This is a genomic window from Streptomyces flaveus (assembly GCF_014647675.1).
Taxonomy (GTDB): domain Bacteria; phylum Actinomycetota; class Actinomycetes; order Streptomycetales; family Streptomycetaceae; genus Streptomyces; species Streptomyces flaveus.
In genome coordinates this window covers 313,539-340,474 of record NZ_BMPQ01000002.1, presented here as the reverse complement: position 1 = coordinate 340,474, position 26,936 = coordinate 313,539, and the positions used below count along the sequence as shown (strand labels likewise).

The window sequence follows — 26,936 nt, the reverse complement described above, 5'->3', positions numbered from 1 at the left end:
GACCGGGGCGTACGGCTCCGGGGGCGCCCGAAGATCGCACGAAACCCCCGGTTACGCTCGTACGCATGAAAAAAAGCGTGCTGACCCGCTACCGCGTCATGGCCTACGTCACCGGTGTCCTGCTGGTCCTGCTGGTTGTCGGGATGGTCGGCAAGTACGTGCTCGACGTGGACGGCGCCGCGGACTTCACACGCGTGGTCAGCATCGCGCACGGCTGGCTGTACGTCGTCTACCTGATCTTCGCCTTCGACATGGGCTCCAAGGCGAAGTGGCCGGTACCGAAGCTGCTGTGGGTACTGCTCGCGGGTACGGTGCCGACGGCCGCCTTCTTCGTGGAGCGCAAGGTCACGCGTGAGCTGGAGGCCAAGGTCGTCGACGACCCGGCCGCCGTGGCCAAGGCCTGAACCTTCACCTGATTCCTCCGAGGATGCCCCGGTCTTCAGGCCGGGGTGGGGGTACCTCCCGCTTGCGGGGGAGAAGCGGACTCCTGCGGAGCAGGGCAGGGAACGGTCTTTCGCCCTCAGGGCGAAAGACCGCCCACACGGTCGGGTGAACTGATTGCCGTGCGTTGCGAGAACCAAGCGCGTATGCCGTGCTGATCGAGAGCCAAGACAGCACATGCACCTCAGGCTTTGCGGTACGAACCCGGGCTGGTTTCAACCCGGCTGGTGCTGATCGTGGAAGACCTGTCGGGTCGCTGACCCGCAGGCAGCGTGAGCCAGGAATCCCCCTGTTTCAGTTCAGCTGGGGGAGGATTCAATACCGCCATGGAGCAGTCCATGGCGGTCTCCCGTCGACATTTACTAGGACGTCCTAGTAAATTCGAAGGTATGGACGCTGACGCCATCGAAGAGGGCCGCCGACGCTGGCAGGCCCGGTACGACGCTTCACGCAAGCGTGAGGCCGACTTCACGACGCTTTCCGGCGATCCGGTGGAGCCGGTGTACGGGCCGCGGCCCGGAGACACGTATGACGGGTTCGAGCGGATCGGCTGGCCGGGGGAGTACCCCTACACGCGCGGGCTCTACGCGACCGGCTACCGAGGGCGGACGTGGACCATCCGGCAGTTCGCCGGGTTCGGGAACGCCGAGCAGACCAACGAGCGCTACAAGTCGATCCTCGCCAACGGCGGCGGCGGACTGTCCGTGGCCTTCGACATGCCCACGCTCATGGGGCGCGACTCCGACGATCCGCGTGCGCTCGGCGAGGTCGGGCACTGCGGGGTCGCGATCGACTCCGCCGCGGACATGGAGGTCCTGTTCAAGGACATCCCGCTGGGTGATGTCACGACATCGATGACGATCAGCGGGCCGGCCGTACCGGTCTTCTGCATGTACCTGGTCGCCGCCGAGCGTCAGGGCATCGACCCGTCCGTCCTGAACGGCACGCTCCAGACGGACATCTTCAAGGAGTACATCGCGCAGAAGGAGTGGCTCTTCCAGCCCGAGCCCCATCTCCGACTCATCGGCGACCTGATGGAGCACTGCGCTTCGAAGATCTCCGCGTACAAGCCGCTGTCCGTCTCCGGCTACCACATCCGCGAGGCCGGCTCGACGGCCGCGCAGGAGCTGGCGTACACCCTTGCCGACGGGTTCGGGTACGTGGAACTGGGCCTGTCCCGCGGCCTGGACGTGGACGTCTTCGCACCCGGCCTGTCCTTCTTCTTCGACGCGCATCTCGACTTCTTCGAGGAGATCGCCAAGTTCCGGGCGGCGCGGCGGATTTGGGCGCGGTGGATGCGTGACGTGTACGGCGCGAAGTCAGAGAAGGCCCAGTGGCTGCGCTTCCACACGCAGACCGCCGGCGTCTCGCTGACGGCGCAGCAGCCGTACAACAACGTGGTGCGTACGGCGGTCGAGGCGCTCGCGGCCGTGCTGGGCGGGACCAACTCGCTGCACACGAACGCGCTGGACGAGACCCTGGCGCTGCCGTCCGAGCAGGCGGCCGAGATCGCTCTCCGTACGCAACAGGTGCTGATGGAGGAGACCGGAGTCGCCAACGTGGCGGATCCGCTGGGCGGTTCGTGGTTCGTCGAGCAGCTGACCGACCGGATCGAGGCGGAAGCCGAGAAGATCTTCGAGCAGATCAGGGAGCGAGGGCTCAGGGCCCACCCGGACGGGCAGCACCCCATCGGGCCCATCACCTCCGGCATTCTGCGGGGCATCGAGGACGGTTGGTTCACCGGCGAGATCGCCGAGTCCGCCTTCCAGTACCAGCAGGCTCTGGAGAAGGGGGACAAGCGGGTGGTCGGGGTGAACGTCCACCACGGCTCTGTGACCGGTGACCTGGAGATCCTGCGGGTCAGTCATGAGGTGGAGCGGGAGCAGGTACGGGCGCTGGGCTCTCGTAAGTCCGCGCGGGACGCCACCGCCGTACGGTCCGCGCTCGACGCGATGCTCGCGGCCGCGCGGGACGGCTCGAACATGATCGAGCCGATGCTGGACGCGGTGCGGGCGGAGGCGACGCTGGGGGAGATCTGTGACGTGCTGCGGGACGAGTGGGGGGTCTATACGGAGCCGGCGGGGTTCTAGCGCTGACGGTGCTGTCCACTGAGGGCGGTGAAGGGATGTCGTTCCCCTCGCCGCCTTTTCGTGTGCCGACTTGATGCGTGCCTTGCTCGGCTTGATGCGTGTCTTGCTCGGTCTGGCATGGTCCGGTCAGTTTCATTACGTTCCCGAAACGCTTGCAAACAATTCCTTCACATGTGACACACAGATTAGTTACCGTTCGGTCGCGTCGCGAGCGGAGTTGACCACTCCACTGCCGCGCACGTCAACCAGCGACCGGGGGCACCGTCGCTACGGGGGAAGGGTTCGTTCGTCATGCCGCGATCTCTGACGCGCATCTGAGCCGTACGGCCTCCTGACCGTCTCACGGCGCCTCCACGTTTTCGGACGGGCACCTTCGGCCTGCCCTCCCCACACGAAGAACGGATGCTCTTTTGCGTTCCAGATCAGGGCCGTTCATGCCCTCGAAGCGAAAAAGAAGACGCTTAGCGCGACTTGTTCCGTCGGTACTCGCGCTCGCCGTGCTGGCCACGGTCGCCGGCCAACCCGACGTGATCGACGACCGGACCCCCAATGCCAGCCCGGTGGCCGACAGTTACGACGGCTTCGACGCCGAGGCCGCCGAGCAGTTGAGGCAGGACCAGTGTCTGATGGCCGACGTGCTGCGCATGGGCGGCCCGGCCATGTTCACCACCGCGCAGAACGCGCTCAACCAGACGCCGGACAAGCTGCACACCGCGGCCAACCGTGAGCACTGGACCGACACTCCGCTGGCGAAGGCGTTCGAGACGGACGAGGCCACCGCCCAAAAGGAGGGAACGGCGCTCAACGCGTACACCGAGGTGTGGCAGAAGCCGCTGGACGGCCTGAGCACCCCGGCCGGATTCACCGAGACCGGGTTCCACTGGCCGCCGGGCACCACCGGGACAGGCCCGAGCTTCTTCGAGCAGACCGGGCTGAGCCAGTGGATCTGGGACGGGTTCTGGAAGAACGAGGGAGACTTCTACGAGGACCCGACACCGAAGGCCGACGACGCCACGGTCAAGGCCGTCAAGGACCTCGGCACCCCGCTCTACGCCAATGATCCTGACCCGTCGCTCCCCAATCCGCAGTGGCAGCAGGCGTACGCCGAACACCGCGCGTGGGACGGCCTGGTGAACTGGTCCATGGAGCCGACGGGCGCGGACAACGCCCGTATCTTCCTCGCCTCCGGCGGCTTCCCGCGTACCGCGGCCGAGCCGGGCAGCGTCGAACACCGCATCGCCGTCGAGGACTTGAAGGCCCGTTTCGCCTCCTGCGCCTGGCGTGGGCCGGTCGACCCGAGCAAGATCCTCGGCAAGCAGGTCGCCGACGCGACTGGCGAGTGGCAGCAGGAGATCTCCGCGCAGGCCGCCCAGCGCAACCGGATCCTCAGCGCCAACGTCGGCGCCACCAAGGCCCTCGCGACCGGCTCCAAGGCGCTGGGCGAGATGCTGGGCCAGTCGTGGGTCGCGGATCGGCTGGCCCGCTGGCAGGACTACTGGTCCGCCGGAGGCCCCGGCTGGATCGGTGACAGCCCGATGGTCATCCACGCGCACGGTGCCGCCGACAAGTGCCTCGAAGTGGGCGGAGGCAAGAAGGACAACGGCACCCCGGTGCAGATCTACACCTGTAACGGCGGCGCGGGGCAGAAGTGGCAGATCAGAGGCGAAGCGCTGGTCAACGTCAACTCCGGCAAGTGCCTGGACATCAAGAGCTCCGGCACCGCGAACGGCACGGCGCTGCAGATCTGGACGTGCAACAACACCGCCGCCCAGAAGTGGCAGTACAACACCCACGCGACCACGCGCCTGTACAACCCGGGCACCGGCAACTGCCTGGACCTCGCGACGTACGCCAACAGCCGTGACGCGCGGATGTGGGACTGCAAGGGCACCGACCCGCAGAAGTTCGACATCACGCCGTCCGGTCACAAGGGCACCGACGACCTCGACTACCCGACGAAGGCCCAGTTCGACAAGGCGAAGAAGGGCGTCACCGACGCCCAGACCGCGGCGAAGAAGCAACTCGACCTGATCAAGGCCCAGGCCACCGCCGCGAAGACGGCCGCCACGACCACGGACACCGCCGCACAGGCCGCCTACGCGATCGCCGACAAGGCCGGTGCTCCCCGGGGCCGAGGTCTGCTCGTCGGACAGCAGAAGGCCCAGGTGACGAAGGCGTCGGCCGCCGCGCTGGAGGCCATGTCGAAGGCCGGTGACACCGCGTACGCGGCCACCCGCGCCTCCGCCGGGGACAGCGCCACCATCGCCGCCCGCGCGGTGACGCAGGCCGCCGCGTCCAAGGCGGCGTTCCGTACGGCCGCCGCCAACGAGGCCAGGGCGCAGGCGAAGGCCGCCGCCGACGCGGCCGCCGTACAGGCACAGAACGCCAAGACCGCCCGCGACACCACCAAGGCCAAGCTCGCCGAGACGCAGAAGGCCGAGGCGGACGCGAAGGCGGCCGCCGCCGTGGCGCGCGCCAAGCGGCTGTCGGCGGAGAAGGAGGAGCAGACCGCGAAGGCGGAGAAGGAACTCGCCGCGCAGAAGCAGGCCGAGGCTGCCCAGCACAAGAACAACGCCGAGGGCTACGCGAAGACCGCGGGCGAGGCCAAGGGCAAGGCGGAGGCCGCCGAGTCCACCGCCCGGGAGAAGCGCCAGGACGCGGAAGACGCCCGGGACCGGGCGAAGGGCAAGCGGGACGACGCCTGGGACGCCGAGAGCAAGGCGAACGCGGCGCGTGCCAAGGCCGACGCCAAGGACGCCTACGCCGCGGCCCACGATTCGGCCGACGACGCGAAGGAATCGCGGGCGGCGGCGGACGAGGCCGACAAGCACGCCGATGACGCGGAAGCGGCCGCGACGTCGGCCCGCTCCGAGGCGAACGCGGCGACGAAGGCGGCGGCTGACGCCGACGCGGCGGCGACGCGCGCGGAGGCGGCGGCCAAGCGGGCCCGCTCCGACGCCGACGACGCGAAGGCCGCCAAACTGAAGGCCGACGCGGCGGTGCGTACGGCGACGAGCACGGCAGCCGACGCGATCAAGGCCTCCCAGGACGCCGCCTCGGCGGCCCGTACGGCGGACAAGCTCGCCGACGACGCCGAGAAGGACGCCGCCAACGCGAAGAAGCAGGCCGACGCGTCCAAGGCCGAGGCGGCCAAGGCGGTCGCGGGAGCGGCGGACGCTGCCGGTCACGCGTACATCACCGCTCAGGCGGCGGAGGACGCGGGCAACTCGGCGCGGCAGGTGGCCGCGCCGGCGAACGACGCGATCCAGCTCGGTTCCCCCTACGTCACCACGGACTTCGCCGCGGGGCTCGTGGTGCTGACGGGACAGTCGTCGAAGACGATCGCCGAACAGCAGAAGGCCGTGTCCGAGGCACACGCCGCCAACGCCCAGAAGAACGCCACGCAGGCGCAGAGCCTCGCGAACGCGGCGACCGGGGACGCCAAGGCCGCGTACACGCTGGCCGCCGAGGCCGCCGGCTTCGCGGCCGCCGCCCGCAAGTCGGCGAAGGAGGCGCTCGGTTACGCCGCCGAGGCGGCGAAGTACGCGGCGGAAGCCCAGAAGTCGCTGGCCCGCACCATCGAGCACGGCCGACAGGCCACCGAGGACGCGTCAGCGGCCGACAGGGCGGCGGGCCGTGCCGAGGGCCACGCCAAGGACGCCCGCGCCTCCGCCGACCAGGCGGCCCTGGACGCGGCAGCCGCCCGCACGGCGGCGTCCGAGGCCGAGCAGGCAGCGAAGGACGCCCGCGCGGCGGCCACCCGCGCCGCCGAGGAGGCCACCGCGGCCGAGGCGGCGGCGAAGGACGCGCAGAAGTACGCGGAGTCGGCACAGCAGGCTGCGGAGGAGGCTGCGCGGAAGGAGGCGAACCAGCAGGTCGCGTCGGGCGCCGGAACCGGTGTCGGCGGGGTCTTCTACATCGTCGACAAGATCACCGAGGCGGGCCCCGCCAAGCCGCTCAACGAGTGCAATTACGTGCCCCAGGGCTGCACGGTGACATACGAGCTGCACCTCAACATCACGGTCAGCTACTACTTCTGTGTCAACCCCGAGGTCCCCGCCACCGAGAGCGGCTGCCCGAAGTCGGACACGATCTTCCTCAAGACGGAGACGCTCAAGGACCAGACACAGGAGTGGACCCACCACTTCAGCTTCGGTGACATCACCCGGATCGGCTGGCAGAACCTCTTCGGGGAGACGGTCGGCGCGGTCCTGTACGAGATCGTGCTGGGTGATGTCGCCCGCTGCTACCACGGTGACAAGTCCAGCTGCGCCTGGTTCGCGTCCAACTTCATCCCGGGTAAGGCGTTCGGGAAGATCGCCGACGCCATCCGCGCGCTGGACGCCGCCATGCACACCGGGGTCGGAGTCGCCGACGCGTACAAGGCGCTCAAAGCCCTGGACGTGGACCCGGCGACGCTGGCCAAGATCGAGGCCGGCGTGAACGCCTACGAAGATGTGGTCACGACGTGCAAGGTCAACAGCTTCCCCGGTGACACCCGAGTGCTGATGGCCGACGGAAGCCGTAAGGCGATCCGTGACGTGCGTGAGGGCGACCGGGTCGTGGCCGCCGACCCCGGTACCGGACGGCTGCGGGCCGAGTCCGTCACCGACACGTTCCGGCACGACACCGAACGGCTGGTGACCATCGGCCTGGCCGGCGGCAGCAGCCTGGACACCACCGCCGGACACAAGATCCGCACCAGCGGACGCGGTTGGGTCCTCGCCTCCGAACTGCGCGCAGGTGACCGGCTGATCAGCCCGGACGGGACGCATCGCGCTGTGACCGGCGTACGCGACCGATCGGGTCTCGCCCCGCGCGAGGTGTACGACCTCACCGTCGACGGCCTGCACACGTTCTACGTGCGCACTGAGGGGGCCGGGGCGGCGGACGTCATGGTCCACAACTGCCTGAATCTGGGGGACGAGGACCTTGCGGCCCTTGCGGCATACAGGGATGAGATCCACACGCTGAAGGAACACGTGAGGCCGGATGCGGCCGGGGCGTTCAGGCTCGCCGCCAGGAAGAGCAAGCCGAACACTGTCTGGACCAGCCAGGAAATCGCCCAGCAGGCCGTGGACCGAGTGGTGGGCGACTTCTTCAGCAAGCGGACCGCGAGCGGCCAGAAGGTCTTCGACAACGCGAAGTGGAAGAAGTTCCAGGACTGGGCGGCGAAGGCCAGGGACGGCGCTCAGTATCAGGAGATCACCGGAACATGGGATGCCTATCCCTCTCTGGGCAAGCGGTACCACCCGGACGGGAGGACGATCGACAACGCCGGCAACGAGGTCGTGGTGATCTTGATGAAGGTCAAGGGCCACAATGGGCAGGGCCGGTACGGCTTTGTCGTCAAGACCGCTTACCCGAAGTAGCACACGACCCGTGTAGGACATGATCCATGCCACAGAAACGTCCAGACTACGTCGAGTTGGGTTACTCCGATGACTTCGGGCTCACCGGTCTGACGGAGCAGTTGTGTTCCCCGGATCTCCCCGCCGTCGACCTCCCGGCCGCGCTCGCGGTCGCGGCCCGGTTGGCGGACGGGTCCGACGGCGAGGAAGCCGTGGAACTGGGGGAGGACGCCCGTCGTCTGCTGGACGGGCTGTTGTCGGAGGAGGCCCTCCACACGGTGTGGCTGGTCGTGGTCGGCCGGATTTTCGATCCGGCCGACCACGGAATGGACACCCGTACCTGGCTGCGGGCGATCTCGGACCTGGCCACGGAACGCCTCCGTCAGAACAAACGCTCCTACGTCCCGCCGCCGGTCCAGCCGGTACGGGACGAGGACCTGTGCGGGCAGGTCGTGGCGGAGATCCGCGGGCTGGCCGCGGAACTGACCGGTGCCTCCGCGCTGCCGGATCTCGTTCCGGGGTTGGAACAGGTGGCCACGCGGGCCGACGCCGATGTCGGCTTCCGGCTCTTCCTGCGGGCTCTGAAGGCGTGTTCCGTGCGGGTCTCGAAGGAGCGGTACGACAGGTTCCTCGGGCTCGGCGAGCGGCTCGGGTACCCGGTCGCTGTCGTTCGCGACGGGCTCGACGTCGACTGGCCGCCCATCAACACCACACACCGTGGCACGACGTGGAACTTCGGGCTTTCTCAGCTCGCCGGAAACGCGCACCAGGACTGGCGTGCCGACAGGTCCCGGAGAGAGATCCATCGGGTGGCCGACGCGGACGAGCCCGGGCAGTCCCCAGGCACGGCAGCGGCCATCCTGCTGGAGGACGCGCTGCGTCTGCTGGAGTCCTCGCTGTCCGACGACACGATCACCGCACTGTGGATCGCCGTCTCGGACGCGGCACTGCGCAGCGATGGCCGCGACTGGCTGCGGCTGGTCGCGGAGGTGTGCGGGGAGCGGCTGAGGGAGGTCGCCCCCGCGTACGCCCCCGTAGTGCCGCCCGCCCGTATGGAGGCGGCGGACGCGGTGCTGCGGGAGATCCAGGACACAGCGCCCTTGGTGGCGGACAAGGCCATCAGTCCTCGCTGGCATCCGCTCCCGGCCACGGAGGCCATGGCCGCGCTGGGACAGGTCGCCGGCCGGGTCGATCCCGACCTCGGGTTCCGACTGTTTCTGCAGGTGTTGCGAGTGCTGTCCGTGCCGCTCACACGGGAGCAGTACGAGCGGTACGAAGCCATTGGCGAAGGGTTCGGGTATGGGAAGTACCACGTCGATGAGGTGGAGTACCTCATCGAGCACGACTGACGGTCACCGATGACTACGAAAGAACCGCCGCACATGCTGCTCGTACAGGCCCGGGGCGAGCCGTCTCCGCTGTACGAGGCGGAGGATCCTCGGGGGTGCGAGGATCTCGGAGCCTTCAACCGCAACGTTCCGCTGGATGACTGCCGACCGGTGACCCTTCCGGCCGATCTGGCGGACGCACTCCGTCGCTGGTCGCTGGCCCGCCCCCCGGAGGGGTTCGCCTCCCGCCCGGACCTGCGCAAGCACGTCAAGCAGGGTCTGGCGACAGCCCAGCGACTGGCCGGGCACCTCGGCCCGTCCTGGGTGGTCCGCTACTGGGACGAATCCCACCGCACGGTGAAGTGGGTGTGCTGGGGCTGCGACCGCCTGCACTGGGAACGCGACAGCCACGGCACCCCGCCGCACCCGGTCGACATCACGGTCGAGGGTGAGTTCAAGTTCGGTCCGCTGCGCTCCGACGGCTTCGGGGACTTCTTCCCCGACGACCTCGTCTCCGCCCTGTACAAGTGGGCGGAGGGCATCGACACCACGTTGAACCTGGACCTGCGGGACCGGGAGGACGGCAAGTACGACGCTGAGTGGAAGCGGCTGTTCCAGGAGGGGATGGACCTGGCGAAGCGTGTCGCACACGAGCTGGGTCCGGCCCGGACGGTGACCTACAAGGGCCTGGCCAATGGCGGCCTGGCCGCGCTGACGTCGATCACCTGGCAGGGGATCCGGCAGTTGTAGGCGCGAGCTGAACGCGGCCGGTGGAGCAGAGGGGAACCATTCCCGCACACGCTGAAACAGTCCAGTGCGACCCTGCTCGCATGAGCCTCGACGACAACGATTACTGGCAGCGCTGGATAGCGAGGTTACTGGCCATCCTGGCTGCTGATCCTTCTGATCAGCTGGCCTGGGCCAGCGAGCACCAAGTGAGGACTGCGGCCGTCGCAGACGATGTCGAATTCATCCTGCATCTGGCCGAAGGAATGGCGGAGCGGGGAACTCTCGAACCGGAAGCCCTCCAGGACCTCAAGACCATCGACCGGTTCTTCGCCGAGATGGACGTCCGCGGTCGCGCCGGCCGGTGGGCCGACGCACTGACTGTCGATGTGACCTGGAGTGAGGTACGAACTCTGGCCCGCCGGATCCTCGTCGCCCGGCTGGGCGAATGGCGTCTGCCACTGCCACGCCGCGTGCCGCCTCAACACATCTATGACTGAGTACGTTCGTTTGTACCTCACCGAGCACGTACGTTCGCCTGTATGTCGACACGGGCAAGGATGCGGCTGTGAAGCATGAATCTGACGACGTGAACGAGGCGGTCGCGGGCGAGCTACGCCTCATGGATTCCAACGTGCGGGCGTCGCGATCTTTGGCCAGGGAACTGCTGGACCCTGAGTTCGTCGAGGTCGGTGCCTCGGGTCGACGATGGACCTATGAGCAGATGCTCGCCGCGTTGCCGGATATGGCCGGCGGTTCCGAGGAAGGTCCCCACTACCGGCCGTCGGACATCACGGGGCCGTTCTGGCGCCTGGGTTGGTGCACCTCACCTACGAGACCATGATCGACGGTCGGCGGGCGCGCCGTAGCTCTCTCTGGCGCAAGCGGAGCGACGGGACGGGCTGGCGGATGTACTACCACCAGGCCACTCCTGTTCCGCCGGACGTCGAATAGCAGGGCTGCCTGGGACGTGTTCATAGGCGGGGACTTGTTGTTGTGCCCGGGTGGAGGCGACGCTGGGGAGATTCGTGAAAGATCACAAGAGTGGCTTTTACGTCTTCGCTGCATACCCGAGGTGACCGTTGATGGAGCGGCATACAGAGTTCATGTTCGGCGTCCCGTGGATCATGGGGTTCTTTCATCAGGACTGGTCGCTTGATGCCTCGATGGCAGCCGAAGCGGTGGCCCATCAGTTCGTGGAGGAACTTGAGCCGACGGCGGTTCTGCTGGTGCGCCGAGACGCCCAGCTCCTCCTCGGCAATCTCACCTCTGCCCAGATCGAGGCGCTGTGGGTGGGATGCCTGGAATGGGGGCATTCCTTTTTCCCTCGCCGTGTCGCAGACGGTGCCGAGTGGATGCGGCAGGTGATCGGGGTGTGTGATGCGTGGCTGTCCTGCCGTACGGAGACCCCGACGCTCTCCGGCGCCGACCAGTACGAGGGAAGGGAGCTGGCAGGTCAAGTCCTGACCGAAGTCGCGGAGTTCGGGAGCGTCCTCGACCTGGAGGTGGCAGATGCGCTTTCCGAGTGTGTCCGCTCCTGTACGCCCGATCTGGCCTTCCGGCTGTTGCTGCGCGCCCTGTCCGAGAGGAACTCCGCACTGCCTATGGAGCAGAGGTTCTCCCTGACCCGTGAGCAGTACGCGAGGCTCGAAGAGATCGGGAGGGCGCTCAACTACGGTGAGTACGTCGTGAGCGACATCAAGTACCTCGTCGACTCGTAAGCCCGTCGGCCCGACTTCGGCCCCACCTCTGCAGAGGTGGGGCCGAAGTCGTTATCCACCTGGACGCTGCGTACGGATGGTGAAGTTCCCGTCACAGCCGGTGAGTTCGGCCGGTAGGCTTCAGCCGTGACGCGCCCGACGGGCGCGTCCTCCCTTCACTCCGGGCCCCTCCTCTTCGGGGCCCGGCCCGACGAGAGCGGTCCCGGGACCTAGTAAGGCCGCCTCACGTCGAAGGGAGGACGCCCCCACATGGGCTGTCACGAGGAGCAGAAACCGACTCTCGTCATGCGGCTGATCCGGCTCTTGCCGGAGCGAGCGGCGAAGCACGCGAGGAGGTGGCTGCTCTGGTGGCTCACCAGGTAGCCGGATGTCCCCATACTAGGTAGGGACATCCGACAGGCTCCTGCTGAGCTCGGGCATCCGCCTGGCTAAAGCACCACAGTCCCCAGACAGCGCCCTCTGCATCAGCACACCAGACCCCCACCCAGCCCACGATCAGCCCCTGTTCACGCAACCGCCCACCGCGCCGTACTCCCCCTCCTCTCCGTCGTCCTCGGCGCCGACAACACCCGCTCCGGTGCCGAATCCACATGCCAGGATGGCCCGCGAAGGAGGGCACCATGGGCTGGGATCCGTACGAACTGCTGGAGCCGTGGCTGGCGGCGACCGTCTATCCCCCGCGTACGCGCGAGAACTACCGGGAACATGCCGACGACTGGCTCCGGCACTGCCGTGAGGCCGGGCCGCCCTGGGACAAGGTCGCCGCTCAGCGCATCGCCCTGTGGGCCCATCGGCCCGGGGCACCGCACAGCGCCACGGCCCGGCGCGTCTCCGCGGTCCGTTCCTTCTACGCGTACGCCCTCCGCAGGGACGCCGTCGTGTACAACCCGGCGGCCCGCCGCCCCCGCCTCACGAATCCGGCCCAGCTGACTCCGGCGGGCCTCGACCCATGGCAGATCGCCGTGCTCCTCGCCGCGTTCGACGAACGAGGCCCTGCCGAGTCGTCCCACCCTCAGCAGGATCGCGCCTGCGGCTACCTGCAACTCGGCCTCGCGCTGCGCGCCGGCGCGGTCCTGGCCATCCACCTCGATGACCTGAGCACCGAGCGGGACATCGGCCGGGGCGCCGACACGCTGCGGCTGCCGGACTCGGGGGGAGGGCACCGTATGGTCCCCCTGCCGCCGCTGGTCGGCGAGGCCGTCAACGCCTACCTTCCGCGCAGGCGTTCACCCCGTGACAGCACGCGGGGCGGCCCGCTCTTCACCGGCCGTACGGGCGTCAAGATGCCGCACCGCTATCCGCATGACCTGCTGCGTGTGGTGGCTGAGGGCAGCGGTCTGCTTTCACCGCTCGTATCGGGTGGCCCAGGCGGGCGGATGCGGTCGCGATGACCTTGTGCGGGGTGTCGCTCTCGCGGAGGCGGACGGTGCCTCCGAGGTGGCGGCGTTGAACCCGTGCGTCAGGCCGTTGCCGACGCGGTCAGGCCGTTCAGCAGGAGCTTGGCGAAAGCCCGGGCCCAGTCCGGGTCGACGGGCTCTGCGCTCACCAGGGCCCGGTGCACCACCGTGCCCGCGATCACGTCGAAGATCAGGTCCGTGGTGCGGGCCGACTCCTCGGGATCCGTCTCGGGCGGTAGTTCTCCGCGGACCTGGGCGCGGGCCCGGCCCTCCAGGACCAGGCGCTTCTGCCGGTCGACGATCGATGTGCGGATGCGTGCGCGCAGTGCGTCGTCGCGGACCGACTCCGCTATCACCGCCATCAGGCCGCTCTTCGCCTCCGGTCGCGCCAGGATCGCCGCGAACTGGAGCACCACGCCCTCGACATCCGCCGCGAGGCTGCCGCGGTCGGGGATTTCCAGTTCGTCGAAGAGCTCCGCCACCGCGTCCACGACCAGTTCGTTCTTGCCGGCCCAGCGGCGGTAGAGGGTCGTCTTGGCAACGCCCGCGCGCGTTGCCACATCGCCGAGCGTCAGCTTGGACCAGCCGAGTTCCACCAGGGCCGCCCGCGTCGCCGCCAGGATCGCGGCGTCCGCGGTGGCGCTGCGGGGGCGGCCCCCTGTGGCGCGTGGGGCGGAAGTGCGGCTCTGCATCCGTTGACCATATCCAGGGGTTCCGGTGGTGCGGTGGGGGAAGCAAGGTGAGGGAGGTCACCGGGAGATGGTTCCGCGGCGGTTCCCGGGCCGGTTACGCTACGGCTCGTAGCGAAAGCCTGCGTACGAGCGACTACCACAGCGACAACCACGCAGACGCCAGGTGGGGACCCGGCATCGGACGCCACGCGGCAGGCCCGGCTTTTTACCGTGCTTTTCCGGTACGTGCGCGGAGGGGGGAAGATGAACTCATGCAGCCACGGAACATGTCCATGAGCGGAGTCGTCGACCTCGCCGCGGTGAAGGCGGCCCAGGAGGCCAAGGCGAAGGCGGAGCAGGCGCGCGCCGAAACGGTGAGGCAGGGCGGCGGGGGTGCCGTCTCCGCCGCGAGCCTTGTCATTGACGTAGACGAGGCGGGTTTTGAGCGGGATGTCCTGCAGCGCTCCACCGAGGTGCCCGTCGTCATCGACTTCTGGGCCGAGTGGTGCGAGCCGTGCAAGCAGCTGAGCCCGCTCCTGGAGCGGCTCGCCGTCGAGTACAACGGCCGGTTCGTCCTCGCCAAGATCGACGTCGATGCGAATCAGATGTTGATGCAGCAGTTCGGGATCCAGGGGATCCCGGCCGTCTTCGCGGTGGTGGCCGGCCAGGCCCTGCCGCTCTTCCAGGGCGCCGCCCCCGAGCCGCAGATCCGCGGCACCCTGGACCAGCTCATCCAGCTCGCCGAGCAGCGCTTCGGCCTGACCGGCCTCGCGGTCGACCCGGACGCCGAGGCCGGACCCGGCAGCGAGGCCGAGGCGGCTCCCGAGGTGCCGGCCGGTCCGTACGACGCGCTGCTCGAAGCCGCCGTACAGGCCCTGGACGCGGGGGACTTGGGCGGTGCGGTGCAGGCGTACAAGAACGTGCTGAGTGACGACCCGGGTAATACGGAGGCCAAACTGGGCCTTGCCCAGGCCGAGTTGCTCCAGCGCGTGCAGGACGTCGATCCGCAGCAGGTGCGCAAGGACGCCGCCGACAAGCCGGCGGACGTACAGGCTCAAATCACCGCGGCGGACCTGGATCTGGTGGGTGGTCACGTCGAGGACGCGTTCGGGCGGCTTGTGGACACCGTGGCGCGTACAGCCGGTGACGACCGGGAAGCCGCGCGTGTGCGGTTGTTGGAGCTGTTCGAGGTGGTTGGCAGTGACGATCCGCGCGTGACTGCTGCACGCAGAGCACTGGCCCGTGCCTTGTTCTGACCGGGCGTGATCACTGAGGCAACCGGTGTGCAACCACTGTGACCCCTGATGCCTGAGTGAAAGATTTGTCGACTCAACGACCTTGCGGCCGCGTTTTACCAAATCTTGGTAAACGCGGCCGCTGTTACTTGGAGTAAGAGAAGGGCGTTGATCTGTCGGATTCCGTCCGAGGATCAATCGTTTTGGTGCCCACCTCGGGGGCACCCTCCGCTGTCGGCCGATACCGGGGGGTCGTTGTTCGGTTATCCGGCCGTTACTAGCCAGTAACGATCCCCCTTGCGGAAGACGGCGTGAATGCACCACGATCGGCCACGCTCGGTCCATTCCCGTTCCCGACAGCCAATCGGGGCAACGGGTTTCACTGGGTCCCCACCGAGTAGGAGCGGCGGCAGTGGCGTCACTCCTTGGACAGGGGGGTCTCTGCTTTCGAGCGGAGCCTGTCCGGCAGGTTGTGCGTGAAGTGTTCAGGCGCGACCAGTGGTTGTCGCTCGGGGGTGATCGCTTGTGTTGGGGCGCCCTTCGCGCCTCTGACGTACGGGCGCTCTCCTTCCCGAGGACGTAGCACTTCTCCCATCCCTGCCCGACTGAGCCGCCGACCGGGGGCCGTCAGGGCCGGAGATGTACGTCCGAGAAGGAGGAAATATGGAGTCCCATGTGCGTGGCGGGACCAGATGGAAGCGGTTCGCGGTTGTCATGGTGCCCAGCGTGGCCGCGACGGCCGCGATAGGCATGGCCCTGGCCAACAGTGCTCTCGCCGCGTCGTTCAGCGTGTCGGGCCAGTCGTTCAAGGTGACGACCAAGGAGCTCAAGGGCACGGGCTTTTCGCAGTACGGCGCCATCGACGAGGGTTACACCCTCGACGGCAAGAAGACGTCGCACCCCGTTGCGGTCTCGGCGTTCGAGACCGCAACGATCAAGAACCTGTGCCAGTCCGTCGTCACGCCGAACATCCCGGTGCTCGGCAATGTCAGCCTCGTTCTCAGGGCCGGTGGCGGTGAAACGCCGGTCGAGGCGAAGAACCTGTACATCGACGTCGCCGACCTGAAGGCCGATGCCGAGTTCACCAACATCGACATCGGTGTGGCCGCCGGAGACGCCAACAAGGGTCCCGGCATCGCCAAGGGCGACAAGGCGAACCCGTTCGGATTCGCGCAGCAGGCCGACGAGGTCCTGCTCAAGGACGTGGAGCAGACGGCGTGGGCGACCACTGCCGGAACCTTCAAGCTGAGCGGGCTGACGATGAAGCTGTCCACGGGCGTCAAGGAGTGCTACTAGGCGCTCCGTGACGGGTGGGGGAGTTCCGCTTCCTCGCCCGTCACACTTCCTTCTCGTCTTTGAAGTCCGTCTGCAGGTTCGTCGGATGTCGTCATCGATGTCCGTCCGGCACCACCCGGTCCGTAGACTCGCCACCCCCCCCACACACACCCAGCTTTCACCCTCACAGCAACGCCGTTCCAGGGAGCTGTTTTCCATGAGCGCCGAGACTCCAGCCACGCGCAGCCAGTTCACCGACAAGCGGCTGCTGTTCCGCGCCTGGAGGGGCAGCCGACCGTTCTGGGCCGGACTGTTCATCCTGCTCGGCGGGATCCCGATCATTTACTTCCCGTACGCGAATCTCCAGATAGGTCACCTGACCCTGGCGATGGCCACCACCGCGGGCGCGGGTTCCCTGATCATCGGCGTGCTGCTGATCGTGCTCGGCATCAGCCTGTGGTTCCAGAAGCATGTACGGGTCTTCGCCGGTGTGGCGGCGATCCTGCTGGCGCTGGTGTCCATTCCGGTGGCGAACCTCGGTGGGTTCGTAGTCGGCTTCCTGCTGGCGCTGTTCGGCGGGGCGATGGCCGTGTCCTGGGCACCCGGCGAGGAGCCCGCGGCGGGGCCGGCCAAGACGGACCGTACGGACGAAGGAGGCGCTCCCGGAGCCATGGCGGCGGGCGGGGCGAGTGAGCCGAACGATCTGTCAGGAACGAGCCCGAGCAACGGGGCGAACGGGAGGCACCGTGCCTGAGGAGGTCCACCGCGTGGGCTCGGAAGTGCACCGGGCGAGAACCGGGCCGCGGCATGCAGCCCCCAAGAAGCCCTTGTTGACGAGGCTGCAGATGCCCGCGGGCAAGGCGGTAGCCATCGCGTCGATGCCGACCGCGATCCTCATGGGCATGGGCCTCACTCCGACGCTCGCCCGGGCCGACGACAAGCCGTCGGCGAAGAACCTGACGATCGACGAGTACAAGGAGTGCGTCGACGCGCTCGAGGAGGAGACCGAGGAGGGCAAGGACGCGTCGGCGTCGCCTTCACCCTCCACCTCGACGAGCCCACCCGCGTCCGACGACAAGGAGGAGCAGGGCTCCTCGGGTGAGGACGCTTCGGGCGACGACTCCGCGGGCAACGGCTCGTCGGACAACGGCTCTTCGTCGGATTCAGGTTCCGACGACAAGCCCGAGACCGAGCCTGAGCCCGAGCCCGCCGACCCGGCTCCCGAGGAGCCGGCCGAGGAGGAGCCGACGCCGTCTCCTTCTCCGTCCGAGAGCAACCACCCGCTCGACCCGCTGGGCCTCGGCAAGGCGCTGGAGGACCTCTTCACGCCCGACGACAAGGAGAAGGAGGAAGAGGAGGCGGCGGCCAGCCCCTCGCCCACTCCCTCCCCGTCGGCGAACGAGGACAAGGCGAAGGACGAGGCCGAGAAGGCCGAGGACGCTGCTGGAGACGCCAAGGACAAGGCGACCGACACGGTCGAGGGCGCCGCCAAGGACGTCACGGACACGGCAAACGACGCGGCCGACAAGGCCGAGGACACCGCGGAGAAGGCGGGGGAGGCAGCCGACGAGGCCAGCCCGTCCCCGACCCCCAGCCCGTCCGCGAGTGAGGGCACGGACCCGGAGGACTGCCCGACCGCCACGGACGACGAGGGCGGTGTCGAGCAGGGCATCCCGGCCCTGGCCGACGACCCCTGGCAGCTGGAGGCCAGCTCGCTGCTGCTCAAGGGCGCCGACTACCAGGGCGTCGTGAAGGTGAAGACCGCCAACGGCACGGTCAAGGAGGTCCTGAAGTACGTGATCTCCGACGGCACCGACATCGGTGATCTGCACCAGACCGTCGACGACAAGAAGGCCGGCGCCAAGCACCACGTGCAGGCGGGCAAGGGAACCACGTCCACCATCCGTGACGGCAAGACGGTCATGTACACGGAGAGCATCTCCGGCAACCTGCTCGGCCTGATCCCGGTCACGTTCGACCCGAAGCACCCGCCGCCGCTGAACATCCCACTGATCTACTTCACCAAGGTGAAGGTCGTGCAGGCCGCCCAGTTCGGCGGAACACTGACCGTCCCCGGCCTGCAGCAGTACACCACGCCGCTCGGGTAGTCCGACAGGGCTGGTTCGGGAGCCGCACAACAGCTGAGGGCGCCCCCTGCGCGGCAGGGGGCGCCCTCAGTGACGTACAGCGGCCTATGGGCCGTACGGGCGGTCAGCCGCCCAAGTGGTGCACCCGCACCATGTTCGTGGTGCCGGGCACGCCGGGAGGCGAGCCGGCGGTGATGATCACCGTGTCGCCGTCGTTGAACCGCCGCAGCCTGACCATCTCCTGGTCGACCAGGTCGACCATTTCGTCGGTGCTGCTGACGAGCGGCACGACGTGCGGCTCGACGCCCCAGCTCAGCGTGAGCTGGTTGCGGGTGGACTCGTCCGGGGTGAAGGCCAGGATCGGCTGGACCGCGCGATAGCGGGACAGCCGGCGGGCGGTGTCGCCGGACTGGGTGAAGGCCACCAGGCCCCTGCCGCCCAGGAAGTCCGCGATCTCACACGCGGCACGGGCCACCGAACCGCCTTGCGTACGCGGCTTCTTGCCCGGTACGAGCGGCTGCAGGCCCTTGGAGAGCAGCTCCTGCTCGGCGGCCTGGACGATCTTCGACATCGTCTTCACGGTCTCGATCGGGAACGCGCCCACACTCGACTCGGCGGACAGCATGACCGCGTCCGCGCCGTCCAGGATCGCGTTGGCCACATCGGACGCCTCGGCGCGCGTGGGGCGGGAGTTGGTGATCATCGACTCCATCATCTGGGTCGCGACGATCACCGGCTTGGCATTGCGGCGGCACAGCTCCACGAGGCGCTTCTGCACCATCGGGACCTTCTCGAGGGGGTACTCGACGGCCAGGTCACCGCGGGCGACCATGACGCCGTCGAAGGCCGCGATCACGGCCTCCATGTTCTCCACCGCCTGCGGCTTCTCCACCTTGGCGATGACGGGGACCCGGCGGCCCTCCTCGTCCATGATCTTGTGTACGTCGTTCACGTCGTCGGCGTCACGCACGAAGGACAGCGCGACCAGGTCGCAGCCCATGCGCAGCGCGAAGCGCAGATCCTCGACGTCCTTCTCGGACAGCGCGGGCACGTTCACGGCCGTGCCGGGCAGGTTGATGCCCTTGTGGTCCGAGATGACGCCGCCCTCGATGACGACCGTCCGGACCAGGGGGCCCTCGACCTCGACGACCTTCAGCTCGACGTTGCCGTCGTTGATCAGGACCTGGTCGCCCTTGGCGACGTCGCCCGGCAGGCCCTTGTAGGTCGTGCCGCAGATCGACTTGTCGCCCGGTACGTCCTCGGTGGTGATGGTGAACTCGTCACCGCGCTCCAGCTCGACGGGCCCCTCGGCGAAGGTCTCAAGGCGGATCTTCGGGCCCTGGAGGTCGGCCAGTACGCCGATCGCGAGGCCCGTCTCCTCGGCGGCGGCCCGGACACGGTCGTACCGCCCCTGGTGCTCGGCGTGCGAGCCATGGCTGAAGTTGAAGCGGGCCACGTTCATACCGGCCTCGATGAGCGAGACGAGTTGCTCATGGGAGTCGACGGCTGGGCCCAGTGTGCAGACGATTTTGGAACGGCGCATGGGGGCGATCCTAACGGTTTGTTTCAGTACGGAATATTCCGTCTGGTGGAAGCTACAAAGGGGCGGAATGCCGCTCAGTTGAGGGCTTGTGAACCGCCGACGGGCGCCTCGGGGCTGCCCACAAGTGCGTACGTCTGGGTGGCGATCTCCAGTTCCTCGTCGGTCGGTACGACGGCCACCGCGACCCGCGCACCCTCCGGCGAGACCAGCCGCGGCTCGTCGGACCGTACGGAGTTGCGCTCGGCGTCGACCGCCAGGCCCAGCCCCTCCAGGCCCGCGACCGCAGCCTCGCGCACCGGGGCCGCGTTCTCACCGACCCCCGCCGTGAAGGCGATCGCGTCCACCCGGCCGAGCACCGCGTAATAGGCGCCGATGTATTTCCGCAGGCGGTGGATGTAGATGTCGAAGGCGAGCCGCGCCCGCTCGTCCCCTTCGTCGACGCGGCGACGGATCTCCCGCATGTCGTTGTCGCCGCACAGGCCGATCAGACCGCTCTTCTTGTTCAGCAAAGTGTCGATCTCGTCCATGGACAACCCGCCAACACGTGCCAAATGGAAGATGACCGCCGGATCCAGGTCTCCGGACCGCGTACCCATCACCAGCCCCTCCAAAGGCGTCAGCCCCATGGATGTGTCCACGCACCTGCCCGCCCGGACGGCCGAGGCCGAGGCTCCGTTGCCCAGGTGCAGCACGATGACGTTCACCTCGGACGGGTCCTTGCCGAGGAGCCGGGCCGTCGCGCGCGAGACGTACGCGTGCGAGGTGCCGTGGAAGCCGTAGCGGCGGATGCGGTGCTCGTCGGCGGTCTCGACGTCGATCGCGTAGCGGGCCGCGGACTCCGGCATCGTCGTGTGGAACGCCGTGTCGAAGACGGCCACCTGCGGGAGGTCCGGGCGCAGCGCCTGTGCCGTACGAATGCCCGTCAGGTTGGCCGGGTTGTGCAGCGGCGCCACCGGGATCAGCCGCTCGATCTCCGCGAGGACCCGTTCGTCGATGACCGTCGGCTCCGTGAACTGCTTGCCGCCGTGCACGACCCGGTGGCCGATCGCCGCCAACTCGGGGGAGTCCAGGCCGAGTCCGTCCTTGCCCAGCTCCTCGGCGACGGCCTTCAGGGCGGCCTCGTGGTCGGCGATCGGGCCGGTCTGCTCGCGTGTCTGGCCGCCGTTGGCCAGCGGGGTGTGCTTCAGGCGGGACGTCTCCTCGCCGATGCGCTCGACGAGACCCACCGCGAGACGGCTGCTGTCACGCATGTCGAGCAGCTGGTACTTCACCGACGAGGAGCCGGAGTTGAGGACGAGGACACGGGTGCCGGTCACAGGGCGGAAGCTTTCGAGGTCGCGGGCGATGGGCTGGGGGTCTGGGCCTGGGCCTGGATCGCCGTGATGGCGACGGTGTTCACGATGTCCCCGACGAGCGCGCCGCGGGACAGGTCGTTGACCGGCTTGCGCAGGCCCTGCAGGACCGGGCCGACGGCGATCGCGCCGGCCGAACGCTGCACGGCCTTGTACGTGTTGTTGCCGGTGTTGAGGTCCGGGAAGATCAGCACGGACGCCTGTCCGGCGACCTCGGACCCCGGCAGCTTGGTCGCCGCGACCGACGGCTCCACGGCGGCGTCGTACTGGATCGGGCCCTCGATCTTCAGATCGTCGCGGCTCGCGCGGACCAGCTCGGTGGCCCGGCGCACCTTGTCCACGTCCGCGCCCGAGCCGGACGTCCCGGTCGAGTACGAGAGCATCGCGATCCGCGGCTCGACACCGAACTGCTGGGCGGTGGCGGCCGATTGGACGGCGATGTCGGCCAACTGCTCGGCGTTCGGATCGGGATTGACCGCGCAGTCCCCGTACACCAGGACCTTGTCGGCCAGGCACATGAAGAAGACGGACGACACGATCGACGCATCGGGCTTGGTCTTGATGATCTCGAAGGCGGGCCGGATGGTCGCCGCGGTGGAGTGCACCGACCCCGACACCATGCCGTCGGCCAGCCCCTCCTCGACCATCAGGGTGCCGAAGTAGTTCACGTCCGAGACCACGTCGTACGCCAGCTCCACGGACACGTTCTTGTGGGCGCGCAGCGCGGCGTACCGCTCGGCGAAACGCTCGCGCAGCTCGGAGGTCGTCGGATCGATGAGCTGCGCCTTGACGAGGTCGATACCGAGGTCCGCGGCCTTCTTGCGGATCTGCTCCACCGGGCCGAGCAGCGTCAGTTCGCAGACGCCGCGCCGCAGCAGCACCTCGGCGGCGTGCAGTACGCGCTCCTCGGTGCCCTCGGGCAGCACGACGCGACGCTTGTCCGAGCGGGCCTGCTCCAGCAGCTGGTGCTCGAACATCATCGGCGTGACGCGGTCGCTGCTCGGTGCCGAGACCCGGCTGAGGAGGCCGCCGGTGTCCACGTACCGCTCGAAGAGGCCGAGGGCGGTCTCCGCCTTGCGGGGCGTCGCCGCGCTCAACTTGCCTTCCATGCCGAAGAGTTCGGCCGCCGTCGGAAAGCTGTTGCCGGCCACCGAGACGACCGGGGTGCCGGGGGCGAGCCGGGCGGCCAGCGTGAGGACGTCGTCGCTGGGGCGCTCGTCCAGGGTGAGCAGGACGCCCGCGATGGGCGGGGTGCCGGCGCTGTGCGCGGCGAGGGCGCCGACGACGAGGTCGGCGCGGTCTCCGGGGGTGACGACCAGGCAGCCCGGGGTCAGCGCGCCGAGGAAGTTCGGCAGCATCGCGCCGCCGAACACGAAGTTCAGCGCGTCGCGCGCGAGCCCCGAGTCGTCGCCGAGCAGGACCCTGCCGCCGAGCGCGTGGGTGATCTGGGCGACCGTCGGCGCGGCCAGCGCGGGCTCGTCCGGCAGTACGTAACAGGGCACCGGGAGGCGGGAGTCGAGGCCCGCGTGGATCTGCGCGCGGTCCAGCGGGGCCACCCGGTTCACCACCATCGCGAGGACGTCACAGCCCAGATGGTCGTACGCCCGGAACGCGTTGCGGGTCTCCGCCTGCACCGACTCCGCGGTCTGCTCGCGGCCGCCCACGACGGGGATGACGGAGGCGCCGAACTCGTTCGCCAGCCGGGCGTTGAGGGACAGCTCGTCCGGGAACTGCGTGTCCGCGTAGTCGGTGCCCAGGACGAGCACCACGTCGTAGTCGCGCGCCACCCGGTGGAAGCGGTCCACCAGCTGCGAGACCAACTCGTCGGTGCCCTGCTCGGCCTGGAGCGCGGACGCCTCGTGGTAGTCCATGCCATAGACCGTCGCCGGGTCCTGCGCGAGCCGGTAGCGGGCCCGCAGCAGCTCGAAGAGACGGTCGGGATCGTCATGGATGAGCGGGCGGAACACGCCCACACGGTCGACCTGGCGGGTCAGGAGTTCCATGACTCCCAGCTCGACGACCTGGCGACCGTCGCCCCGGTCGATCCCGGTCACGTACACGCTGCGCGTCACGCGTGCTCTCCGTTTCCTCACTGGTCAAAAACAGCCGCTATCGTGGGGCCCGTGCGTGCCCCCTTGACAATACCTCTGGGCATGGTTAAGGCACCCGACCCGTCGCGGCGGGACATGGCTGTGGGGGACCGGTGGCCGACAGGCCCTCAGGCCCCCCGTGAAACAATCGGACCGGCTCACACGTACCGACACTTCACGACAGCTCACAAGACGACAGTTCACAAGTACCGACAGCCCTTACGTACCAAGCAGCGAGCAGGAGAAACAGCACGATGCGTATCGGAGTTCTCACCGCAGGCGGCGACTGCCCGGGGCTGAACGCAGTGATCCGGTCGGTCGTGCACCGAGCCGTCGCCCACTACGGCGACGAGGTGATCGGCTTCGAGGACGGTTACGCGGGACTGCTCGACGGCCGCTTCCGCAACCTCGACCTGGACGCGGTCAGCGGCATCCTCGCCCGCGGCGGCACCATCCTCGGCTCCTCCCGCCTCCAGCGCGACCGGCTGCGCGAGGCCTGCGAGGGGGCCCAGGACGAGATGCGCGAGTTCGGCATCGACGCGCTCATCCCGATCGGCGGCGAGGGCACGCTCACGGCCGCCCGGATGCTCTCGGACGTCGGCTTGCCGGTCGTCGGCGTACCGAAGACGATCGACAACGACATCTCGTCCACCGACCGCACCTTCGGCTTCGACACCGCGGTCGGCGTCGCCACGGAGGCGATGGACCGCCTCAAGACCACCGCCGAGTCGCACCAGCGCGTCATGGTCGTCGAGGTCATGGGCCGCCACGCCGGCTGGATCGCACTCGAGTCCGGCATGGCCGCCGGCGCCCACGGCATCTGCCTGCCCGAGCGCGCCTTCGACCCGGGCGACCTGGTCAAGATGGTCGAGGAGCGCTTCGCCCGCGGCAAGAAGTTCGCGGTCCTGTGCGTGGCCGAGGGCGCGCACCCCGCCGAGGGCACCATGGACTACGGCCACGGCGAGATCGACCAGTTCGGCCACGAGCGCTTCCAGGGCATCGGCACGGCACTCGCGTACGAACTGGAGCGGCGGCTCGGCAAGGAGGCCAAGCCGGTCATTCTCGGCCACGTCCAGCGCGGCGGAACCCCGACGGCGTACGACCGCGTGCTCGCCACCCGCTTCGGCTGGCACGCCGTCGAGGCCGCCCACCGGGGCGACTTCGGGCGGATGACGGCGCTGCGCGGCACGGAGGTCGAGATGGTGCCGCTCGCGGAGGCGGTCACGGAGCTGAAGACGGTGCCGAAGGACCGGATGGACGAGGCGGAGTCGGTGTTCTAGAGGTCGGTGTTCTGGAGCGGGGTTCTGGAGCGGGCTCTGCTCATGGGGTGTTGCGCTTTACGGGGCGTGGCGCTGGACCTTGGACCAGAAGTGGTCGACGACCTGGTCCAGGAAGTCCCGGCCCACGTCCCCGGCCTCGACGGCCACCGTCCCGTTGCCCCAGCTCAGGGTGGGCGCCATCTGTAGCTGGTACTCCGTGTACAGCGACTCGAGCACGTCCTCCACGAGCCACCGGTCAAGCGGCAACAGCTTGCTGACCGGACGCACGTACGCCTGCCAGCGCGTGGAGCACGCGTTGCGCAACAACTCGGCGAGCTTCGGGCGGCGTCCGCGGACGGTGACGAGATCCGGCAGCGCGAGGCCGAGCACCTCGGCGAGGGCCGCGGACTGACGCTCGTTGCCGCGCCACTCGTTGTTCTCCTCCATCCGTAGATACACGGCGAGTTCGAGTCCGACGGCCCGCGCGACGTCCTCGGCCGGGATGCCGCGCGCGAGCCTGAATTCGCGCAACGTCTGTGGCGCACCGATGAGTTCGGCGGGCGAACACCACAACACGCCCGCGAGCGCGACGAGTTCGGCATTGCCGGGCGCCGCGTTGCCTGCCTCCCAGGCGGCGACGAGGTCGGGTGTCACATAGGGCAGTCCGTACGAGGTCCGTATCCCGTACGCGACATGCTCCGGTCCCATGCCGAGCGCGGCACGGAGTCTGCGGGCGACGGGGGCGTTGAAGGGCGGGATGGGCTCAGGGGCAGGGGGTGGCGATTGGTGCACGTGCACAAGGTAGGGGTGCGGGGCTGCGATGACTACGGTCTGTTCGGCCAGGATCACAGATTGTCGGATTCTACGATTTCGGATGCGAGTCCGATCACGTCGGATACTTGTCCGATACGTGTCCGAGGTGGCTGAAGATCATCTGGTGGGAGCCTGGTTCCGGCCACGAGGATGGCGCCGTACGTGCCCGTGCGAGCGGGCAGCGCGAGCGTGAAGGGGCGGCACCGCTATGAGCAGCATCGACGGCCACATTCGAGAGCGGCTTCTGGCGCCGAACTTCTGGCACCTGGCGACGGTCGGGCCGGACGGGGCACCGCAGGTTTCGCCCATGTGGGCGGACATGGAAGGTGAGTACGTCATGGTCAACACGTCGATGGGCCGCGTCAAGGTCGACAACCTGCGGCGCAATCCGAGCGTTTCGCTGTCCCACCATGACACCGAGAACCCTTACGACCGGGTGGAGATCCGGGGGCGGGTCGTACGTTTCGTCGAGGGCGAGGTGGCTGAGCGGGCCATGGACCGGCTGACGAAGAAGTACATCGGCGAGGACCGGTATCCGTGGCTGCTTCCGGGGGAGCAGCGGGTGATGTTGTTGATCGAGCCGGTGCGGGTGCGGCATGTGGTGGGGGTGGAGAAGTTCCGTCCCGGGGTGCTGCCGGAGTGAGGACACTGCGGCGGAGAGGTCGCAGTCACTTCGGCGGTGCGGGTGAGGATCGAGGCGAGGTCGGCGGTGGCCTCGGGGCCGGCGGCGGTGCGAACGCCAGTCGGCGGGGGCGGCGGTCGGGGCGAGCACCGGCAGCGGCAGAAGACTGGCGGTTGCCTCGAGGGCAGCCGGGTCCGTGTAGCGCCCGCGGTGCGCGGCCAGGAGGGCGAGCCAGGCGTCGACGTCCTTCGGCGCGTACGACCCAGCGCGGCGGGTGAGTTCGTCCCGAGCGGCTTCGTCGCCCTCGCGGGGTTCGGCCTGCTCCAGCGTGCCCAGCTCGCGTAGCGCCTGGAGCTCATCGGCGTGGGCGGCCACCTGAGCCGCTTCGCGCCGTGGGGGTTTTCTGCTTCACCGCCGCCTGCCCGCCCGGAGTTCTGCCACCTCGCTCATGCCCACATCGCCTCCGCCAGCGCTGCGCCGATGAAGGCGGCCCCGATCGCGGAGGCCACACTCGCGAGGACATTGGCCACGGCGTAGAGCCGCGCCCCTATCTCGGCCAGACGAACGGTCTCATAGGAGAAGGCTGAGTAGGTGGTCAGTGTCCCGCACACCCCGGCCCCCACTAGCAACCGCACGCTGGAGGGTGCGTCGCCGTACGTCACGGCGCCGGTCAGCAGTCCGAAGACCAGACAGCCGGCCACGTTGACTGTGAACGTCCCCCAGGGGAAAAGCGTGTCGTTGCGGGCCTCGACTGCCCGGCCGATCAGGTACCGCAGCGGCGCCCCCACCATCGCGCCGACGACGACGAGCAACCAGTTCACGTCAGGAGCCCCTTACCCGTGCGGCGGATGGCCTCGACAAGGACAGCAGGCCCTCACCACCTGGTTCGTCCGCTGCGGCAGATCGCCCGGATCCCCTCGGCGTCACCGGTCGCC

21 protein-coding genes and 1 pseudogene are annotated in these 26,936 nt (G+C 68.6%); 16 read left to right on the top strand and 6 right to left on the bottom strand.

Annotated elements, in window-relative coordinates; translation table 11 throughout:
• Positions 1-65 precede the first annotated feature (65 nt).
• The 9 genes and pseudogenes from IEZ21_RS04735 (at position 66) to IEZ21_RS04695 (ending at position 13,048) form a co-directional block, all read left to right on the top strand.
• Entirely contained in the window at positions 66-404 is a 339-nt protein-coding gene (locus IEZ21_RS04735; protein WP_189320607.1) for a DUF3817 domain-containing protein, read from the top strand.
• Positions 405-830: 426 nt separating this feature from the next.
• Positions 831-2,531, top strand: coding sequence for a coenzyme B12-dependent isobutyryl-CoA mutase large subunit (gene icmA / locus IEZ21_RS04730; RefSeq protein WP_189320606.1), 1,701 nt, complete (start codon positions 831-833; stop codon positions 2,529-2,531).
• 434 nt (positions 2,532-2,965) lie between these two features.
• Positions 2,966-7,903, top strand: a complete 4,938-nt coding sequence (locus IEZ21_RS04725; protein WP_189320605.1) for a ricin-type beta-trefoil lectin domain protein — start codon at positions 2,966-2,968, stop codon at positions 7,901-7,903.
• Positions 7,904-7,929: 26 nt separating this feature from the next.
• The gene (locus tag IEZ21_RS04720) at positions 7,930-9,231 is read left to right on the top strand and encodes a hypothetical protein (RefSeq protein WP_189320604.1); all 1,302 of its coding nucleotides are present in this window, start codon (positions 7,930-7,932) and stop codon (positions 9,229-9,231) included.
• Between the two features lie 9 nt (positions 9,232-9,240).
• Positions 9,241-9,960 carry a hypothetical protein gene (locus tag IEZ21_RS04715; protein WP_246567279.1) on the top strand — a complete coding sequence of 240 codons (720 nt, stop codon included), beginning with the start codon at positions 9,241-9,243 and terminating at the stop codon, positions 9,958-9,960.
• Between the two features lie 80 nt (positions 9,961-10,040).
• Positions 10,041-10,436, top strand: a complete 396-nt coding sequence (locus IEZ21_RS04710; protein WP_189320603.1) for a hypothetical protein — start codon at positions 10,041-10,043, stop codon at positions 10,434-10,436.
• Positions 10,437-10,504: 68 nt separating this feature from the next.
• A pseudogene (locus tag IEZ21_RS04705) lies at positions 10,505-10,890 on the top strand (nuclear transport factor 2 family protein).
• A gap of 131 nt (positions 10,891-11,021) precedes the next feature.
• Positions 11,022-11,657: a hypothetical protein gene (locus IEZ21_RS04700; protein WP_189320602.1), complete on the top strand. Its 636-nt coding sequence runs from the start codon at positions 11,022-11,024 to the stop codon at positions 11,655-11,657.
• Between the two features lie 620 nt (positions 11,658-12,277).
• Positions 12,278-13,048: a tyrosine-type recombinase/integrase gene (locus tag IEZ21_RS04695; protein ID WP_189320601.1), complete on the top strand. Its 771-nt coding sequence runs from the start codon at positions 12,278-12,280 to the stop codon at positions 13,046-13,048.
• Positions 13,049-13,116: 68 nt separating this feature from the next.
• Here the strand turns inward: IEZ21_RS04695 and IEZ21_RS04690 are convergent, their stop codons facing one another.
• Positions 13,117-13,746, bottom strand: coding sequence for a TetR/AcrR family transcriptional regulator (locus IEZ21_RS04690; RefSeq protein WP_189320600.1), 630 nt, complete (start codon positions 13,744-13,746; stop codon positions 13,117-13,119).
• Between the two features lie 251 nt (positions 13,747-13,997).
• Between IEZ21_RS04690 and IEZ21_RS04685 the strand changes: the two genes are divergently transcribed.
• The 4 genes from IEZ21_RS04685 to IEZ21_RS04670 all read left to right on the top strand — a co-directional run bounded on the left by IEZ21_RS04685 (position 13,998) and on the right by IEZ21_RS04670 (position 18,343).
• Positions 13,998-14,981 carry a tetratricopeptide repeat protein gene (locus tag IEZ21_RS04685; RefSeq protein ID WP_189320599.1) on the top strand — a complete coding sequence of 328 codons (984 nt, stop codon included), beginning with the start codon at positions 13,998-14,000 and terminating at the stop codon, positions 14,979-14,981.
• A gap of 642 nt (positions 14,982-15,623) precedes the next feature.
• The gene (locus IEZ21_RS04680) at positions 15,624-16,256 is read left to right on the top strand and encodes a DUF6230 family protein (protein WP_189320598.1); all 633 of its coding nucleotides are present in this window, start codon (positions 15,624-15,626) and stop codon (positions 16,254-16,256) included.
• A 196-nt stretch (positions 16,257-16,452) separates the two neighbouring features.
• The gene (locus IEZ21_RS04675; protein WP_189320597.1) at positions 16,453-16,989 is read left to right on the top strand and encodes a DUF6114 domain-containing protein; all 537 of its coding nucleotides are present in this window, start codon (positions 16,453-16,455) and stop codon (positions 16,987-16,989) included.
• Positions 16,990-17,080: 91 nt separating this feature from the next.
• Positions 17,081-18,343, top strand: a complete 1,263-nt coding sequence (locus IEZ21_RS04670; RefSeq protein ID WP_246567320.1) for a hypothetical protein — start codon at positions 17,081-17,083, stop codon at positions 18,341-18,343.
• Positions 18,344-18,446: 103 nt separating this feature from the next.
• On the opposite strand, the gene pyk is transcribed toward IEZ21_RS04670, so the two are convergent.
• The 3 genes from pyk to pta all read right to left on the bottom strand — a co-directional run bounded on the left by pyk (position 18,447) and on the right by pta (position 23,289).
• A complete protein-coding gene (gene pyk, locus IEZ21_RS04665) occupies positions 18,447-19,865 on the bottom strand; it encodes a pyruvate kinase (RefSeq protein WP_189320595.1) in 1,419 nt (472 codons plus the stop codon).
• A gap of 74 nt (positions 19,866-19,939) precedes the next feature.
• Positions 19,940-21,181 carry an acetate kinase gene (locus IEZ21_RS04660; RefSeq protein WP_189320594.1) on the bottom strand — a complete coding sequence of 414 codons (1,242 nt, stop codon included), beginning with the start codon at positions 21,179-21,181 and terminating at the stop codon, positions 19,940-19,942.
• The gene (gene pta, locus IEZ21_RS04655; RefSeq protein WP_189320593.1) at positions 21,178-23,289 is read right to left on the bottom strand and encodes a phosphate acetyltransferase; all 2,112 of its coding nucleotides are present in this window, start codon (positions 23,287-23,289) and stop codon (positions 21,178-21,180) included. The genes IEZ21_RS04660 and pta overlap by 4 nt, the downstream gene beginning before the upstream one ends.
• A gap of 272 nt (positions 23,290-23,561) precedes the next feature.
• On the opposite strand from pta, the gene IEZ21_RS04650 reads away from it, so the two are divergent.
• Positions 23,562-24,587: an ATP-dependent 6-phosphofructokinase gene (locus IEZ21_RS04650; protein ID WP_189320592.1), complete on the top strand. Its 1,026-nt coding sequence runs from the start codon at positions 23,562-23,564 to the stop codon at positions 24,585-24,587.
• Positions 24,588-24,644: 57 nt separating this feature from the next.
• Here the strand turns inward: IEZ21_RS04650 and IEZ21_RS04645 are convergent, their stop codons facing one another.
• On the bottom strand, positions 24,645-25,364 hold the full coding sequence (locus IEZ21_RS04645) for a helix-turn-helix domain-containing protein (protein ID WP_189320918.1): 720 nt from the start codon (positions 25,362-25,364) through the stop codon (positions 24,645-24,647).
• A 223-nt stretch (positions 25,365-25,587) separates the two neighbouring features.
• Between IEZ21_RS04645 and IEZ21_RS04640 the strand changes: the two genes are divergently transcribed.
• On the top strand, positions 25,588-26,022 hold the full coding sequence (locus tag IEZ21_RS04640) for a PPOX class F420-dependent oxidoreductase (protein ID WP_189320591.1): 435 nt from the start codon (positions 25,588-25,590) through the stop codon (positions 26,020-26,022).
• 189 nt (positions 26,023-26,211) lie between these two features.
• Positions 26,212-26,346 carry a hypothetical protein gene (locus IEZ21_RS48385; protein WP_281399377.1) on the top strand — a complete coding sequence of 45 codons (135 nt, stop codon included), beginning with the start codon at positions 26,212-26,214 and terminating at the stop codon, positions 26,344-26,346.
• Between the two features lie 101 nt (positions 26,347-26,447).
• Here the strand turns inward: IEZ21_RS48385 and crcB are convergent, their stop codons facing one another.
• On the bottom strand, positions 26,448-26,822 hold the full coding sequence (gene crcB / locus IEZ21_RS04635) for a fluoride efflux transporter CrcB (RefSeq protein ID WP_189320590.1): 375 nt from the start codon (positions 26,820-26,822) through the stop codon (positions 26,448-26,450).
• Positions 26,823-26,936 lie beyond the last annotated feature (114 nt).

Coding starts and splice junctions, on each gene's coding strand:
- IEZ21_RS04650 (WP_189320592.1), top strand. CDS start 23,562: ATGCGTATCGGAGTTCTCACCGCAGGCGGCGACTGCCCGGGGCTGAAC.
- IEZ21_RS04675 (WP_189320597.1), top strand. CDS start 16,453: ATGAGCGCCGAGACTCCAGCCACGCGCAGCCAGTTCACCGACAAGCGG.
- IEZ21_RS04680 (WP_189320598.1), top strand. CDS start 15,624: ATGGAGTCCCATGTGCGTGGCGGGACCAGATGGAAGCGGTTCGCGGTT.
- IEZ21_RS04715 (WP_246567279.1), top strand. CDS start 9,241: ATGACTACGAAAGAACCGCCGCACATGCTGCTCGTACAGGCCCGGGGC.
- IEZ21_RS04640 (WP_189320591.1), top strand. CDS start 25,588: ATGAGCAGCATCGACGGCCACATTCGAGAGCGGCTTCTGGCGCCGAAC.
- IEZ21_RS04690 (WP_189320600.1), bottom strand. CDS start 13,746: ATGCAGAGCCGCACTTCCGCCCCACGCGCCACAGGGGGCCGCCCCCGC.
- IEZ21_RS04695 (WP_189320601.1), top strand. CDS start 12,278: ATGGGCTGGGATCCGTACGAACTGCTGGAGCCGTGGCTGGCGGCGACC.
- IEZ21_RS04725 (WP_189320605.1), top strand. CDS start 2,966: ATGCCCTCGAAGCGAAAAAGAAGACGCTTAGCGCGACTTGTTCCGTCG.
- icmA (WP_189320606.1), top strand. CDS start 831: ATGGACGCTGACGCCATCGAAGAGGGCCGCCGACGCTGGCAGGCCCGG.
- pyk (WP_189320595.1), bottom strand. CDS start 19,865: ATGCGCCGTTCCAAAATCGTCTGCACACTGGGCCCAGCCGTCGACTCC.
- IEZ21_RS04685 (WP_189320599.1), top strand. CDS start 13,998: ATGCAGCCACGGAACATGTCCATGAGCGGAGTCGTCGACCTCGCCGCG.
- IEZ21_RS04735 (WP_189320607.1), top strand. CDS start 66: ATGAAAAAAAGCGTGCTGACCCGCTACCGCGTCATGGCCTACGTCACC.
- IEZ21_RS04670 (WP_246567320.1), top strand. CDS start 17,081: ATGCCCGCGGGCAAGGCGGTAGCCATCGCGTCGATGCCGACCGCGATC.
- IEZ21_RS04710 (WP_189320603.1), top strand. CDS start 10,041: ATGAGCCTCGACGACAACGATTACTGGCAGCGCTGGATAGCGAGGTTA.
- IEZ21_RS04700 (WP_189320602.1), top strand. CDS start 11,022: ATGGAGCGGCATACAGAGTTCATGTTCGGCGTCCCGTGGATCATGGGG.
- IEZ21_RS04720 (WP_189320604.1), top strand. CDS start 7,930: ATGCCACAGAAACGTCCAGACTACGTCGAGTTGGGTTACTCCGATGAC.